The organism is Ruegeria meonggei (assembly GCF_900172215.1).
In the GTDB taxonomy this organism is placed as follows: domain Bacteria; phylum Pseudomonadota; class Alphaproteobacteria; order Rhodobacterales; family Rhodobacteraceae; genus Ruegeria; species Ruegeria meonggei.
Genome location: NZ_FWFP01000011.1, coordinates 38,904 through 52,082, shown reverse-complemented (window position 1 = coordinate 52,082; position 13,179 = coordinate 38,904). Strand labels below are relative to the sequence as shown.

Below are 13,179 nucleotides of genomic sequence, written 5' to 3'. Positions count from 1 at the left end.
GAACAAATGTTCTGGAAAAGGCAAGTGTAAAACAAAACCTGACCTCTTAGATAAAAATGCAGTCCTGAGGTGCCCTGATGACCGATACACGATCTCGCTGTTTTCCCTATATACTCGTGGCGCCAAACGGTGCGCGGCGCGGGGCGTCGGATCACGTGATGCTGCCCATGTCGATGGATCAGATTGTGGACACGGGCCATCGCTGTTTTGACGCAGGCGCAAACGGTCTTCATCTGCATATCCGGGACGCGCAGGGGCGACATACATTGGATGCGGGCCAGTACCTTGAGACGATGGCTGAACTGCGCCAAAAGGTTCCTCACTTGGACATTCAAATCACCACCGAGGCGGCAGGTGTGTTCGACGTGGAAACCCAGTACAATTGTTTGCGCGATGTGCGACCGGAATGGGTCTCGATCTCGGTCCGGGAAATTGCGCGGGAGCCAGCGCTTGCGTCCCGTGTTTACGGCCTGTGCTCTGAACAGGGGACACGCGTTCAGCATATCCTGTATGATGCAGATGACGCCGCGCAGCTGGCGCACTGGCATGAGGCAGGAATTGTGGCCAAGGAACAGTCGGATTGCCTGTTGGTATTGGGGCGGTACGTCACGGGGCAGGAATCGTCGCCGAAGGACCTTGACCAATTTCCGGCGGACGCGTCAGATTGGATGGTTTGCGCTTTCGGATCACAGGAACACGCGTGTCTTGTATACGCCGCGCACCACGGAGCAGACGTTCGAGTCGGGTTCGAAAACAGCCTGACCGACCGCGACGGAAACGTCTGGAAAGATAACGCCGCGTCGGTCTCGGCGCTGATCGCCACGTTGGAAGGGGCACTGAAATGAGTCACGTTTTTCCACGCCATACCAAGTCTGATCTGCCTGTCGCTGCGGGCGGGGATGGATGCTATTTGATCGACGCTGATGGGCGTCGATACCTGGATTGCGGAGATGCGGCCGTTTCCTGTCTGGGGCATTCGAACCCTGCGGTGATCCGCGCGGTGCAGAGACAGGTGGAGCAGATCGCGTTTGCCCATACCGGGTTCATGACATCGGAACCGGCCGAGGCATTGGCTGATTTACTGGTCGCGCATGCACCGGGTGATCTGGACCGGGTTTACTTCGTGTCCGGCGGGTCCGAGGCGACCGAGGCGGCAATCAAACTGGCGCGACAATACTATCTAGAGATCGGGCAACCTGAGCGGCGGCATGTGATTGCGCGCCGACAGAGCTACCACGGCAATACGTTGGGTGCATTGTCAGCGGGTGGCAATGCGTGGCGGCGGGCGCAATTTGCTCCGATGCTGATTGAGATGACGCATATCGCGCCGTGTTATGAATACGCCGAGAAAACAAAAGGTGAGAGCAGTTTCGACTACGGCCAGCGCGTCGCCAATGAATTAGAGGCCGAAATTCTTCGGCTGGGCCCGGACAGTGTCATGGCCTTCATGGCCGAACCGGTTGTGGGCGCAACTCTGGGTGCGGTTCCGGCGGTCGAAGGGTATTTTACACGCATCCGAGAGATTTGCGATCAGTACGGTGTGCTGCTGATCCTGGATGAGGTGATGTGCGGGATGGGGCGGACCGGGCGGTTGTTTGCCTGCGATCATGACGGTATCGCACCTGATATTCTATGTATCGCCAAGGGGTTGGGGGCCGGGTATCAACCGATCGGCGCCATGCTTTGCACAGATCAAATATTTGAAGCGATCCGGGATGGGTCGGGGTTCTTCCAGCACGGTCACACTTATATTGGACATCCCGTCGCAACGGCGGCGGCGTTGGCTGTGGTCCGGGAACTGACCGAACGTGACTTGCCAGAACGGGCGGGTGTGATGGGGCAAAAGCTTCAATCTGCGCTTGAGGATGCCTTTGGACAGCACCCTAATGTTGGAGACATCCGGGGCAAAGGACTGTTTCGCGGCATCGAACTGGTTGCAGACCGAGAGACCAAGACGCCTTTTGATCCCAGCCGGGGCGTGGCGGGAAAGATCAAAAAGGCAGCGATGGCTGAGGGGCTGATCTGTTACCCAATGTCCGGGACACGCGATGGGCGTCTGGGCGATCATATCCTTCTGGCACCGCCTTTCATAATAGAAGATGCGCAGATCGACGAGTTGATCACCAGGCTTAGCAAGGCGATAACATCTGTCATTTGACGAAGATGTGATCTGACTTTTTGTTTGGGATCAATAGAGTATGCTGCGTAAGTAATCTAAACGGCGGTGTGGAATGATCAAGGATATCTGGGCAAGTTTTCGGGGCCTTCCTGTTTGGGTGCAAATTTGGATTGGCATTGTTCTGGTTCCCGTAAATCTCGCCCCACTTGCCTTTCTGGACCAACCAAACGGAGGGCTGATCGCTGCGCTTTCCATCACCGGTATGGCGCTAAACATCCCGATCATGTTGGCCGCACGAGGAATGAGCAAGGCGATGGCGTTGCCGCATCTTCTGGTGTGGAGCCCGCTGGTCGTCATTGTGGCCCTGACACTTGCGGATGCAGAAGTGGCGACATCAGGCCATCTGACATTTCTGACTGTGCTGCTGGTCGTTGATCTGATCTCGTTGGGCTTCGACGTCAACGACGCGCGCCTTTGGATGAAAGGCCGCGAGACATAATAAAAAGCCCCCTCGGAAAGAGGAGGCTTTGAAACATTGCGTCGATGACGCTTTTATTTCTGTGGCAGCGGCCCGATCATCATGATCATCTGACGGCCTTCCATCTTGGGCATGTTTTCTACCTTGCCCAATTCCTTGATATCCTCAGCCACACGTTCCAGCAATTCGCGACCCAGGTTCTGGTGTGCCATTTCACGGCCCCGGAACCGCAGGGTGATTTTCACCTTGTCGCCGTTTTCCAGGAACTTGAACACGTTGCGCATTTTCACGTCGTAATCATGCGTGTCGGTGTTGGGCCGGAATTTGACCTCTTTTACCTCGATGATTTTCTGCTTTTTACGGGCTTCGGCTTCGCGTTTCTGGGTTTCGTATTTGAACTTACCAAAGTCCATGATCTTGCAGACCGGCGGGTTCGCATTGGGCGAGATCTCGACCAGATCAAGTCCGGCATCTACGGCCATCTGCATGGCTTTGGCGGGATGAACCACCCCGACGTTTTCACCTTCGGCGCCAATCAGGCGAATTTCGGGGGCACGGATCTTATCATTGACGCGCGGGCCGGTGTCTCTTTGCGGCGGCGCGTTGTGAGGTCTGCGAGCTATGGGTTCATTCCTTTGATGATTGCAGATTTTCGAGCCCGGAATTTAGACCGCCCCGCGCCTTGTTTCAAGCGCCATCCGTGCAGAAAGGGCTGAAATCACAGGTTTTGCAGCAGGTTTATCGGCGGGCCACTGGCATTCCAGTAGCCCGCACGCAGGGATTAGCCTACAAAGGCCTTTTCGATCACGAATTCCTTGGGCTCAGAGTTGGCACCTTCGCGCAGGCCGAACTCTTCAAGGATTGCCTTGATATCCAGGTTAAAGGCCAGCGATCCGCACACCATCGCACGGTCGAATTCCGGCTTGATACCATCTTCGATGCCGAGATCCGCGAAGACAGTGCCATCTTTCAGCAAATTGGTGATGCGGCCCATCTTGGGGCTCTCTTCCCGAGTGGTGGTCGGGTAATAGCGGATCTTGTCGGCAAAACCTTCGCCCATCAGTTCGGCCAGCATTTCGTCCTGGCGGATGCTTTCGATCAACTGGCGGCCATATTCCAGCTCGGCCACTTCACGACAGGTATGGGTGATGATGATCTCGTCGTAGTCTTCATAAGTTTGCGGCTCGCGCAGCAACGAGGCGAAAGGCGCAAAGCCGGTGCCGGTGGCGAAGAACCACAGACGCTTGCCGGGCAGCAGAGCGTCATGCACCAGCGTGCCAACAGGCTTGGGTCGCAAGATGATCTGATCGCCGGGCTTGATGTGTTGCAGTTTTGAGGTCAGCGGACCGTCCTGCACCTTGATCGAATAGAACTCCAGCTCTTCGTCCCACGACGGTGACGCGATGGAATAGGCACGCAGCAGTGGCTTGCCGTTGTCGCCCAACAGGCCGATCATCACGAACTCACCCGAACGGAACCGCAGTGACACAGGGCGCGACACCTTGAAGGAGAACAGGCTGTCGGTCCAGTGCTTGACGTCAGTCACAGTCTGGGCGTCCGGCAGAACGGGGGCCTTTACGGCGGTTGCTTCGGTCACGGGCTTCATCTCTGTCATCGTTATCACTGTCGGTGGGGTAAACCGACATCTCCGTTTAATCTTTGATCCAAGTCAGGAAAAGGGGGCAGTTGCCCCCAACGTCCTTTTTCAGGCTGGCAGTGGCGGGCTTAGCCGCGCAGACGGGCCTGATAGTTGTTGTCTTTCCAATTGGCGCGCGCCAGCCACTGGTCCTCGGGTTGACGGGTGGCAAGGGTGTGGTCGATCTCAACCTCGTCAAAGCCGCTGCGACGGGCCATAGCGTATTGATCGGCCAGAACGTGGCCCTTGGCGCGCAGGCGTCCGGTGTAGCCTTTCAGGCGCAGCACGCGGGCGATGGTGAACCCACGCCCATCGGCTGAGGAAGGAAAGTCCACACGCACCATCTTGGCACATCCCAGGCGACCAATCAGTTCATCGGGGTCGGTGTCCGATGCCACGTCCAGCGCGACTACATCATTGGCCGCGTCTTCCAGGGTGACATAGCCATCGGTCCAGTCATCAGGGGCGAACCCCTCATCGGTAACGATTACATTCATGTTTTCTCTCCGGCGCGCACCATCTTGCCATCGACAAAATGGATGCCGCATTCTTCCTTGTTCTGGTCGCGCCAGCGTCCGGCGCGGGGGTCTTCGCCCTTTTTGACCGGCGAGGTGCAGGGCGCACAGCCGATTGAAGGGTATCCTTTGGCCACCAGCGGGTGACGGGGCAGGTTGTTTTCGTCCATATAGGTACGCACATCTTCGGGCGCCCAATGGGCCAGCGGGTTTACCTTGATCCGGCCGGTGCCGTCCTCGACCTCAAAAAACTCCAAGGCCGTACGGGTTCCGGCCTGAAACCGCTTGCGCCCGGTGATCCAACCGCAATAGCCCGACAGGGCCTGTTGCAGCGGAAAGGTCTTGCGCAGGTTGCAGCACGCATCCATGTCCCGCATGCGCAATGCACCATAGGGGTCGTCGCGCTGTACGTCCTCTTCATCCGCACGGATGATTTTGACGTTTCGCAATCCCAGCCGTTCGCTGACTTCCTGCTGGTACTCCAGCGTTTCAGTGAACAGCATTTGGGTGTCGATGAACAACACCGGGGTCATCTTGTCGACCACCGCTGCCATATGCAGCAACACCACCGACTCTGCGCCAAAGCTGGACACAAGCGCCAGCTCTTCGATTTCTTCGATTGCACCATGCATTACGTCATGTGCGCTGTGGTGGCGGAACCGGGCGTTCAGCGCGTCGACCTTTTCAGTCAGTTCGCGCCTGTCATGGCCCAGGTCCGTCTGGATTAGGTCAAGCGGCATTTGCCTGCGCCTCGGGGTAGAGCGCTGCCTTGAACGGCGCCATGCCGACCCGGCGATAAGTGGCCAGAAAGGTCTCTTCGGCGCTTTCCCTTTGGTTCAGATAGGTGTCCACGATGCGTTCAACTGCCGGTACGATCTCATCATAGGCAAAGCCCGGACCGGTGCGGTCGCCGATGGCGGCCGTCTCGGTGCTGTCACCGCCCAGCGTGATCTGGTAGTTTTCGACGCCCGCGCGATCCAGACCCAGGATGCCGATATGGCCGACATGGTGGTGACCACAGGCGTTGATGCAGCCCGAGATCTTGATCTTCAGGTGGCCAATGTCGTGCTCCAGCTTCAGGTCTTCGAACCGGGTGGCGATTTCCTGCGCAACCGGGATCGACCGCGCCGTCGCCAACGCACAGTAATCCATGCCGGGGCAGGCGATGATGTCGCTGATCAGGCCGATGTTGGCGGTCGCCAACTCGTGTTCTTTGAGTTTCGCGTGGATTGCTGGCAAGTCCGACTTGTGGACATGCGGCAGGATCACGTTCTGCTCATGGCTGATGCGCAGCTCGTCATAGGCGAAGGTTTCGGCCAGATCGGCCATTACGCGCATCTGTTCGTCGGTCGCATCACCCGGCGTCGCCCCGTGTTTCTTGATCGAAATCGTGACAATCGCGTGGTCCGCGTTCTTGTGCGGTGCGATGTTGGTATCCACCCAGGACCGGAAAACCGGATCGTTGGTGTAGGCCGATTCAAACGACGCAACGGATGCTTTGCGGAAGGCAGGTGCCGCAAAGTGGCCCTTGATCTCGTCCAAGAGGTTCATGTCGGCGCCTTTGAACTGCGGGCGGACCTGCAGGAAACGCTCGTTCACCTTGGCGCGGATGGCGTCGATGCCGTGCTCATGCACGGTGATCTTGATGCGCGCCTTATACTTGTTATCCCGGCGGCCAATCTGGTTCCAGACGGAAACGGTGGCTTCGAGATAAGCCAGCAGGTCGTCAAAGGCGACGAAGTCCGACAGTTCCTTGCCGATCATGGGCGTGCGGCCCAAGCCACCGCCGACGATAACGCGGGCACCCAAAACTCCGTCACGCTCGACCAGTTGCAGGCCGATATCATGGGCCTTGATCACCGCGCGGTCATTCTCAGATCCGGTGATGGCGATCTTGAACTTGCGCGGCATGAACTGGAATTCCGGGTGGTCGGTCGACCACTGGCGCAGCAGTTCCGCGTAGGGGCGCGGATCGGCGACCTCATCTGCGGCGGCGCCGGCGAAATGGTCCGCGGTCACGTTGCGGATGGTGTTGCCGCTGGTCTGGATGGCGTGCATGCCAACCTCGGCCAGCGCGTCCAGCATATCCGGCACGTCGTTCAGTTTCGGCCAGTTGTACTGGATGTTCTGGCGGGTGGTGAAATGGCCATAGCCTTTGTCCCACTTTTCAGCCAGCAGGGCCAGCTGACGCATCTGCGCGCTGTTCAGCGTGCCATAGGGGATAGCGACCCGCAGCATATAGGCATGCAACTGCAGATACAGGCCGTTCATCAGGCGCAGGGGTTTGAATTCATCCTCGGTCAGCGACCCGTCAATGCGGCGCTCGACCTGGGCGCGGAACTGCGCGTTGCGTTCCGCCAAGAATGCTGTGTCGAACTCGGAGTAGCGATACATATCTAGCTGTCCTTATTTGCAGCCCCGAACCTGGGGCCATAGAAGGGGAGAAGGGAGCCTGAATTCAGGTCCGGGGCTGCGGGGAGGATTCCTGTTTGCCGTGGGCATAGTTGGACGGACCAGTGCGGCGGAAATCTTCCCGGAAATGAGTGGGCTCAGGGCCTTTGTGACCGGCGACTGCGTCGGCCAGATAGGCACCGACGATCTTGCTGACCTGACGCTCGGCATCCAGCAGGCGCACCTGCGCGTGGGCTTCGTCGGTGATCAGCTCGGCCTCGGACAAATCCCGCGACCAACGGTCGTCCTCGGTCAGATAGATCACATCGCCTTCCAGAAGATCGTTGGCAGTGACAATTTTGGGGGTAAAAGCGCGGGCCATCAGGCGTGCTCCTTTTTAAATTCGGTCACGGCCTGGGCCGCTTGTCGCGGGGCAAGGCCATAAAAGGTCAAAGTGGGGCCGTCCAATTCGGCGGCGTTCAAATCACTGGGCAACTGGTCCAGGGTCGTTGCCAATATGCGCTGATCAGGGCGCGAAGCGTTTTCAACCAAAGTAACCGGCGTGGCGCGGTCGGCGCCGTGCATGATCAGACGGCCCTGAACAAAGCGGGCGGACTTTTTGCCCATATAGATGGCCGCCACCGAGCCATCTCGTGCCAGCGCAGCCCAGTCATGATCGGCAAAGCCCTTCATGTCATGCCCTGTCAGAAACCGGACCGAGGAGTTGCGTCCGCGCCGGGTCAGGCTTTGGCCTATGCCAGCAACGGCAGCCGAAGCCGCAGTAATGCCGGGAACAATGCGCCACGGGATGCCAGCAGCCTCGACGGCCTCAATTTCTTCGTCCAGTCGGCCAAACACTGTCGGGTCACCGGATTTGAGGCGCACAACGCGCTGACCTTTCAGCGCGTAATCCACCAGCAGGGCATCGATGTCTTCCTGTTTCCAGGAGGGGCCGAACCCGGCTTTTCCCACATCCACCAGCACGGCCGTTTTGCCTGCCAGCGCCAGAACCTCAGCGCTGATCAGACGATCATGCAGCACCACGTCGGCCCGCTCAAACGCATTCAGCGCCTTGAGTGTCAGCAGTTCTGGATCGCCTGGTCCGGCGCCGACAAAGTCGACATGGCCAGCGTGATCATATGAATGCGTTACGTGCATGGTGAGTCTCGGGTTGGTTTGACTTGACCCTCAATATAGGAAATATTCCCGGTAATGCGCCATATGGGCGGGCAAATAAGGACATACGTTCCCCCACAACCACCCAGAAGGACACAAGTTTCGAAACGAAGGGAAAATTGGAATGTCGGTGCGGATTGATGACACGGATCGGAAAATTCTGGCTGAGCTTCAGCGTGACGCCAGTCAATCGCTGGACGAAATTGCAGCCCGTGTTGGCAGCTCGAAGACCCCTGTCTGGAACCGAATTCGCAAGCTTAAAGGCGCAGGCGTCATTGGTCAGCAGACCGTTCTGCTGGATGCCGAGGCGCTAGGGTTCGAGGCCACGTTCTTTGTGCTGATCCGCACTTCGGAACACGAGGCCGACTGGCAGCGCAAATTCCTGAAAGCGCTGCGCGATCGCCCAGAAGTGCAAGAGGCGCATCGGTTGGCGGGCGATATCGACTACATCCTTAAGGTCCGCGTTAAAAACGCTCGCGCCTATGATGTGTTCTACCAGACCCTGATCTCAGAAGTGCGGGTGCATAACGTGACCGCGCTGTTGTCGATGGAGGAAATCAAATCCACCACCATGCTGCCGCTGAACGCGCTAATCGACGGCTGAGGTCGATCAAACCTGAACCATCAGGCGCGTCAACCCATGGAAGTGATAGGTGTTTGAATATTCAGGCGCCTCGCTGAGGTGCAGAGTCGGCCAGCGCCGAAACAGCGCTATCAGCGCGATGCGCATTTCCAGCCGGGCCAGCGGCGCACCAACGCAGAAATGCAGTCCGCCGCCGAAACTGGTGTTGGTCACAATGTGGCGCGTCGGGTCAAACCTGTGTGGATCCTTCCAGACTGCCGCGTCGCGGTTCGCCGCGCCCAGCAACAGCGCGACCTCATCGCCGCGTTTGAAGCTGTGGTCGAATATCTCAACATCTTCATAGGCATAGCGCGTGAACATGTGCAGTGGTGGATCATAGCGCAAGATTTCTTCGACAGTTCCGTCAATTTGGTCAGGGGCAAATATCTGTGCCCCAAGACCAAGTTGCAGAACTGTCTTTACCCCGTTTCCAAGCGAATGCACCGTCGCCTCGTGCCCGGCATTCAGCAGCAGGACGCAGGTGGCAACCAACTCATCGCGTGAGAGCTTTTCGCCATCTTCCTCAGCGGCGATCAGGCGGGTGATCAGGTCGTCCTGCGGATCGGTGCGGCGCTGTTCGATATAGTCGCCAAGAAAGGCGGTAAAGTCCTGCGCAGCCATGGCCGCCGCGTCTTCGGTTTCGCGGGTGCGGCTGGCTTGATACATCGCCACCATAGCGTGGGACCACCGCAGCAGGTTGGGCGACATCTCTGCAGGTACGCCCAGAAGGCGGCAGATCGTGATTACCGGAATTTGTGTGCAAAACGCATCCAACAAGTCGAAAGGTGTATCGGGGAAGTCGTCAATCAGCGCATGGCTAAGATCGTGGATCGACGGTTCAAGCGCCGCAATGGCCCGAGAGGTGAAGGCCCGCATCACAAGCGCCCGCAGTCTTGTGTGTCGGGGGGACTCCGCCTCCAGCAGGGAATGTGCCTCAACCTTTAGCCATGGAGACAAATGGTCGGGGCCCGGGCGGTGCAGTTCGTTCGGAACCTCGCGGCCAAAGCGGCGGTCTTTCAACAAGGCTTGGACAGCGCGATGCGATACCGCGGCGGTTTTTTTGTAATCCTCCCAATAGACAAGGTCGCCTTCTGCGCGGGCTGTGTCATAGAAAGGATAAGGGTTTTGCATGAAACCCGGATCGACCGGGGATTGGATGACCGTCTTCATACGGCGCAGACTTGCCATGGCGCGCGCTGAATGCAAGACCCTATGTCATGCATAGGCTTTGGGTCATTTTGGGATTTTTGGTCGCTGTCGGGCTTTTGTCAGCCGGAGTGTGGTCGTATGGCTATCGGCAGGCGCTGTCGCAGCTTAGCGATAAGGCCGAGGCGGATCTTGAATTGGCTGCGGACCGACTGAGCACGCAGATGCAAGTGTATCAAGAACTGGCGGTGTTGATGGCAAACCATCCCGCTTTGCGCACGTTAGACACGCCAGAACAGAAACGTACAGCGCAAGCACTACTGCTGGACGTGGCCGACAAGACGGCGGCAGATAACATGATCTATCTGGACCGAAACGGCCGGGTTCTGGTCGCAGCGCATCCGGTGCTGCGCCCCAGCATGGCCGAACACCCCGCGTTTCAGCGCGCCATGCAGGGCGCAATGGGCAGCGCACACGGGGTTCAGCCAATCACCGGCAATCGGACCTATTCCTACGCGGCCCCGGCGTTTGGTCCTTTGGGGCAGGTTGGCGGTGCGTTGATGGTCACGGCTGACGTGCAGGATGTTGAACAGACCTGGCGCGGCAGTACCGAGGCAGTGTTCTTTATCGATGCAGAGGGTGTGGTCTTTATCTCTAACCGGTCGGACCTGCTGTTCTGGCACCGTGCGGACGGGCAAAAGGGGTTGACGCCGCCAAAGGCGGAGGCGATTGACTTCGCTTCTGTCCAGGTGGGTCGGCATGAGCTGTGGAACCTGAACTGGGGCCGTTATCTGCCGCGCCGGGCCTTGCACCTGATGCTTGATTTGCCGGTAATCGACATGACGGCCGAGGTGCTGGTCGACGTGGCCCCCGCGCGCCGTCTGGCCGGATTGCAGGCCGCAACGGTGGCCGCGCTTTGTCTGGCCTTTGGGGCCTTTTTGTTTCTGGCGACAGAACGCAGGCGCACTTTGGCCGAGGCCAATTTGGTCTTGGAAAGCCGCGTCGCCCGCAGAACCCACGACCTGACGGTGGCCAACGCAGCCTTGCGGCGAGAGGTCCACGAACGGCTCGAAGCAGAGGCCGCGCTGAAACACGCGCAAGAAGAACTGATCCAGGCTGGCAAACTTAACGCGCTTGGCCAAATGTCTGCAGGGATCAGCCACGAACTGAACCAGCCGTTGATGGCGATCCAGCAGTTCGCGGACAATGGCACGGCGTTTCTTGCCCGCGGCCGCGAGGGAAAAGCTGCTGACAACCTGACGCGCATATCCGACATGGCCACCCGGATGGCGCGGATCATCAAGAACCTGCGCGCCTTTGCGCGCAATGAAAGCGAACCGATGGGCAAGGTCGATCTGGTTCAGGTGATCGAGACGGCTATAGAGTTGACCGATGCGCGCTTGCGGGCCGAAGGCGTTACGATGGAATGGCAACCGCCAGACGCCCTCGTGTTTGCCTGGGGCGGAGAGGTGCGGCTGGTGCAGGTCTTTGTGAACCTGATCAACAACGCAGCAGACGCGATGAGCCAACAGGAAGACCGGCTGATCCGAATTAGGATTAACAATGGACAGAAACTGGCCGTGACTGTGCGGGATATCGGGCCGGGTATTGAGAACACAGAAAAGCTGTTTGAACCTTTCTATACGACCAAAGCAGTTGGGTCGTCCGAAGGGATGGGGCTGGGCCTGTCGATCTCATATGGTCTGGTGCAAAGCTTTGGCGGTAACATTCGCGGAACGAACGCGGCAACGGGTGCTATGTTTACTGTTGAGCTTGAATATTACCGGGAAGACGAGATCGCATGACGCGCAAGGTTCTATTGGTCGATGACGACGCCGCCGTGCGTGAGGCGCTCGCGCAGACGCTGGAATTGGCAGATTACGATCCGGTTACAGCGGGATCCTTTGTGGCGGCCAAAGATCAAATCCGCGCGGATTTCCCCGGTGTGATCGTGTCGGATATTCGTATGCCGGGCCGGGATGGATTTCATCTGCTGAACTATGCCCATGATATGGACCCTGATCTGCCCGTCATCCTTTTGACCGGCGAAGGTGATATCCCGATGGCGGTGCAGGCCATGGGGCAGGGTGCGTTCGACTTTCTGGAAAAGCCCTGTGCCGCCGCCGATCTGCTGAACGTTCTTGAAAGAGCATTTGCGTCCCGGGCACAGGTTCTGGAACACCGGGCCTTGAAACACGAGCTTGAGCGTGGAGACCCGGCTGCGCGCATGCTGTTTGGGTTGTCCGCGCAAGCTGAGGCACTGCGCGAACGTGTTCGATCCGTCGCGCCCACCGGGGCCGAGGTTCTGGTCACAGGACCCGCCGGCAGTGGCATCTCGAAGGTGGCGGAGGTTATCCACCTGATGTCGCCACAAGGGCAGGGGCCATTTGTCAAAAGACCATCCTCTGGAATGACCGCCGATGATCTGGTTGGTGTTTGCGAAGACGCGGCTGGAGGTTCTTTGTTTCTGGATGAAATCTCAGCAATGCCGGAGGCCACGCAATACGCGGCGCTTGAAATGGTCGAGCAGGGCGTGGGCGCACGCATTCTGGCCGGGACAACCGCTGATCTGGCTGCCCTGTCGTCAAAGGGACAATTTCACGCTGATCTGTTTTATCGGCTGGATGTCATGCGCGTGCGCATCCCGTCGCTTGCGGAACGGCCCGAGGACATTCCGGTGATCTTTCGCCACTATGTTGCGCAGGCGGCAGAGCAGGCGGGTATCGCGGAACCTGAAATCTCGTCCGAACATCTGGCCTCGCTGATGGCCGACAGTTGGCCCGGCAATGCGCGTTCGTTGATGTCGGCGGCAATGCGGTTTGTACTGGGGATGCCAGAAGAGGTGGCTCAGGCCACGGACCTTGGTTTGGTAGAGCAGATGGCACGGGTCGAGCGATCACTGTTGATTGCGGCTTTGGGACGGCATAACGGCAAGGCCGCGGACGCTGCCAAAGCGTTGAAACTGCCGCGGAAAACGTTCTACGACAAGTTGGCCCGCTATCAGATTAGAGCCGAGGATTATCGGAGATAGCCAAATAGCCTCCGGTCACTTTTACCGTATTCTCACGCGTTTCAGGGCATTGGGTCAGGCAGCTC

At 58.4% G+C, this 13,179-nt stretch carries 14 protein-coding genes; 6 read left to right on the top strand and 8 right to left on the bottom strand.

Features of this window, described 5'->3' with window-relative positions; genetic code table 11:
• Positions 1–77 precede the first annotated feature (77 nt).
• The 3 genes from RUM8411_RS17085 to RUM8411_RS17075 all read left to right on the top strand — a co-directional run bounded on the left by RUM8411_RS17085 (position 78) and on the right by RUM8411_RS17075 (position 2,618).
• A complete protein-coding gene (locus tag RUM8411_RS17085) occupies positions 78–845 on the top strand; it encodes a beta-keto acid cleavage family enzyme (protein ID WP_085823932.1) in 768 nt (255 codons plus the stop codon).
• A complete protein-coding gene (locus tag RUM8411_RS17080; RefSeq protein WP_085823931.1) occupies positions 842–2,158 on the top strand; it encodes an aspartate aminotransferase family protein in 1,317 nt (438 codons plus the stop codon). Before RUM8411_RS17085 ends, RUM8411_RS17080 begins: the two co-directional genes overlap by 4 nt.
• A gap of 73 nt (positions 2,159–2,231) precedes the next feature.
• Entirely contained in the window at positions 2,232–2,618 is a 387-nt protein-coding gene (locus RUM8411_RS17075; protein ID WP_085823930.1) for a hypothetical protein, read from the top strand.
• A gap of 53 nt (positions 2,619–2,671) precedes the next feature.
• On the opposite strand, the gene infC is transcribed toward RUM8411_RS17075, so the two are convergent.
• From infC to cobA, 7 genes are all read right to left on the bottom strand, one after another.
• On the bottom strand, positions 2,672–3,133 hold the full coding sequence (gene infC, locus RUM8411_RS17070) for a translation initiation factor IF-3 (protein ID WP_234995283.1): 462 nt from the start codon (positions 3,131–3,133) through the stop codon (positions 2,672–2,674).
• Positions 3,134–3,378: 245 nt separating this feature from the next.
• Positions 3,379–4,212, bottom strand: coding sequence for a ferredoxin--NADP reductase (locus tag RUM8411_RS17065; RefSeq protein WP_085823928.1), 834 nt, complete (start codon positions 4,210–4,212; stop codon positions 3,379–3,381).
• A gap of 110 nt (positions 4,213–4,322) precedes the next feature.
• Positions 4,323–4,730, bottom strand: a complete 408-nt coding sequence (locus RUM8411_RS17060; protein ID WP_085823927.1) for a DUF934 domain-containing protein — start codon at positions 4,728–4,730, stop codon at positions 4,323–4,325.
• Positions 4,727–5,488, bottom strand: a complete 762-nt coding sequence (locus tag RUM8411_RS17055; protein ID WP_085823926.1) for a phosphoadenylyl-sulfate reductase — start codon at positions 5,486–5,488, stop codon at positions 4,727–4,729. The genes RUM8411_RS17060 and RUM8411_RS17055 overlap by 4 nt, the downstream gene beginning before the upstream one ends.
• Positions 5,478–7,142 carry a nitrite/sulfite reductase gene (locus RUM8411_RS17050; RefSeq protein ID WP_085823925.1) on the bottom strand — a complete coding sequence of 555 codons (1,665 nt, stop codon included), beginning with the start codon at positions 7,140–7,142 and terminating at the stop codon, positions 5,478–5,480. The genes RUM8411_RS17055 and RUM8411_RS17050 overlap by 11 nt, the downstream gene beginning before the upstream one ends.
• Positions 7,143–7,206: 64 nt before the next feature.
• On the bottom strand, positions 7,207–7,521 hold the full coding sequence (locus RUM8411_RS17045) for a DUF2849 domain-containing protein (RefSeq protein WP_085823924.1): 315 nt from the start codon (positions 7,519–7,521) through the stop codon (positions 7,207–7,209).
• Positions 7,521–8,297: a uroporphyrinogen-III C-methyltransferase gene (cobA, locus tag RUM8411_RS17040; protein ID WP_085823923.1), complete on the bottom strand. Its 777-nt coding sequence runs from the start codon at positions 8,295–8,297 to the stop codon at positions 7,521–7,523. Before cobA ends, RUM8411_RS17045 begins: the two co-directional genes overlap by 1 nt.
• 142 nt (positions 8,298–8,439) lie before the next feature.
• Between cobA and RUM8411_RS17035 the strand changes: the two genes are divergently transcribed.
• Positions 8,440–8,919, top strand: coding sequence for an Lrp/AsnC family transcriptional regulator (locus RUM8411_RS17035; RefSeq protein WP_085823922.1), 480 nt, complete (start codon positions 8,440–8,442; stop codon positions 8,917–8,919).
• 6 nt (positions 8,920–8,925) lie between these two features.
• On the opposite strand, the gene RUM8411_RS17030 is transcribed toward RUM8411_RS17035, so the two are convergent.
• Entirely contained in the window at positions 8,926–10,107 is a 1,182-nt protein-coding gene (locus tag RUM8411_RS17030) for a cytochrome P450 (protein WP_085824037.1), read from the bottom strand.
• Positions 10,108–10,154: 47 nt separating this feature from the next.
• On the opposite strand from RUM8411_RS17030, the gene RUM8411_RS17025 reads away from it, so the two are divergent.
• Together RUM8411_RS17025 and RUM8411_RS17020 are read left to right on the top strand one after the other, a co-directional pair.
• A complete protein-coding gene (locus tag RUM8411_RS17025; protein ID WP_085823921.1) occupies positions 10,155–11,888 on the top strand; it encodes a sensor histidine kinase in 1,734 nt (577 codons plus the stop codon).
• Positions 11,885–13,114, top strand: coding sequence for a sigma-54-dependent transcriptional regulator (locus RUM8411_RS17020; RefSeq protein WP_085823920.1), 1,230 nt, complete (start codon positions 11,885–11,887; stop codon positions 13,112–13,114). Before RUM8411_RS17025 ends, RUM8411_RS17020 begins: the two co-directional genes overlap by 4 nt.
• Positions 13,115–13,179: the final 65 nt, after the last annotated feature.

Coding starts and splice junctions, on each gene's coding strand:
- RUM8411_RS17085 (WP_085823932.1), top strand. CDS start 78: ATGACCGATACACGATCTCGCTGTTTTCCCTATATACTCGTGGCGCCA.
- RUM8411_RS17080 (WP_085823931.1), top strand. CDS start 842: ATGAGTCACGTTTTTCCACGCCATACCAAGTCTGATCTGCCTGTCGCT.
- RUM8411_RS17075 (WP_085823930.1), top strand. CDS start 2,232: ATGATCAAGGATATCTGGGCAAGTTTTCGGGGCCTTCCTGTTTGGGTG.
- RUM8411_RS17065 (WP_085823928.1), bottom strand. CDS start 4,212: ATGACAGAGATGAAGCCCGTGACCGAAGCAACCGCCGTAAAGGCCCCC.
- RUM8411_RS17060 (WP_085823927.1), bottom strand. CDS start 4,730: ATGAATGTAATCGTTACCGATGAGGGGTTCGCCCCTGATGACTGGACC.
- RUM8411_RS17055 (WP_085823926.1), bottom strand. CDS start 5,488: ATGCCGCTTGACCTAATCCAGACGGACCTGGGCCATGACAGGCGCGAA.
- RUM8411_RS17050 (WP_085823925.1), bottom strand. CDS start 7,142: ATGTATCGCTACTCCGAGTTCGACACAGCATTCTTGGCGGAACGCAAC.
- RUM8411_RS17045 (WP_085823924.1), bottom strand. CDS start 7,521: ATGGCCCGCGCTTTTACCCCCAAAATTGTCACTGCCAACGATCTTCTG.
- cobA (WP_085823923.1), bottom strand. CDS start 8,297: ATGCACGTAACGCATTCATATGATCACGCTGGCCATGTCGACTTTGTC.
- RUM8411_RS17035 (WP_085823922.1), top strand. CDS start 8,440: ATGTCGGTGCGGATTGATGACACGGATCGGAAAATTCTGGCTGAGCTT.
- RUM8411_RS17030 (WP_085824037.1), bottom strand. CDS start 10,107: ATGAAGACGGTCATCCAATCCCCGGTCGATCCGGGTTTCATGCAAAAC.
- RUM8411_RS17025 (WP_085823921.1), top strand. CDS start 10,155: ATGCATAGGCTTTGGGTCATTTTGGGATTTTTGGTCGCTGTCGGGCTT.
- RUM8411_RS17020 (WP_085823920.1), top strand. CDS start 11,885: ATGACGCGCAAGGTTCTATTGGTCGATGACGACGCCGCCGTGCGTGAG.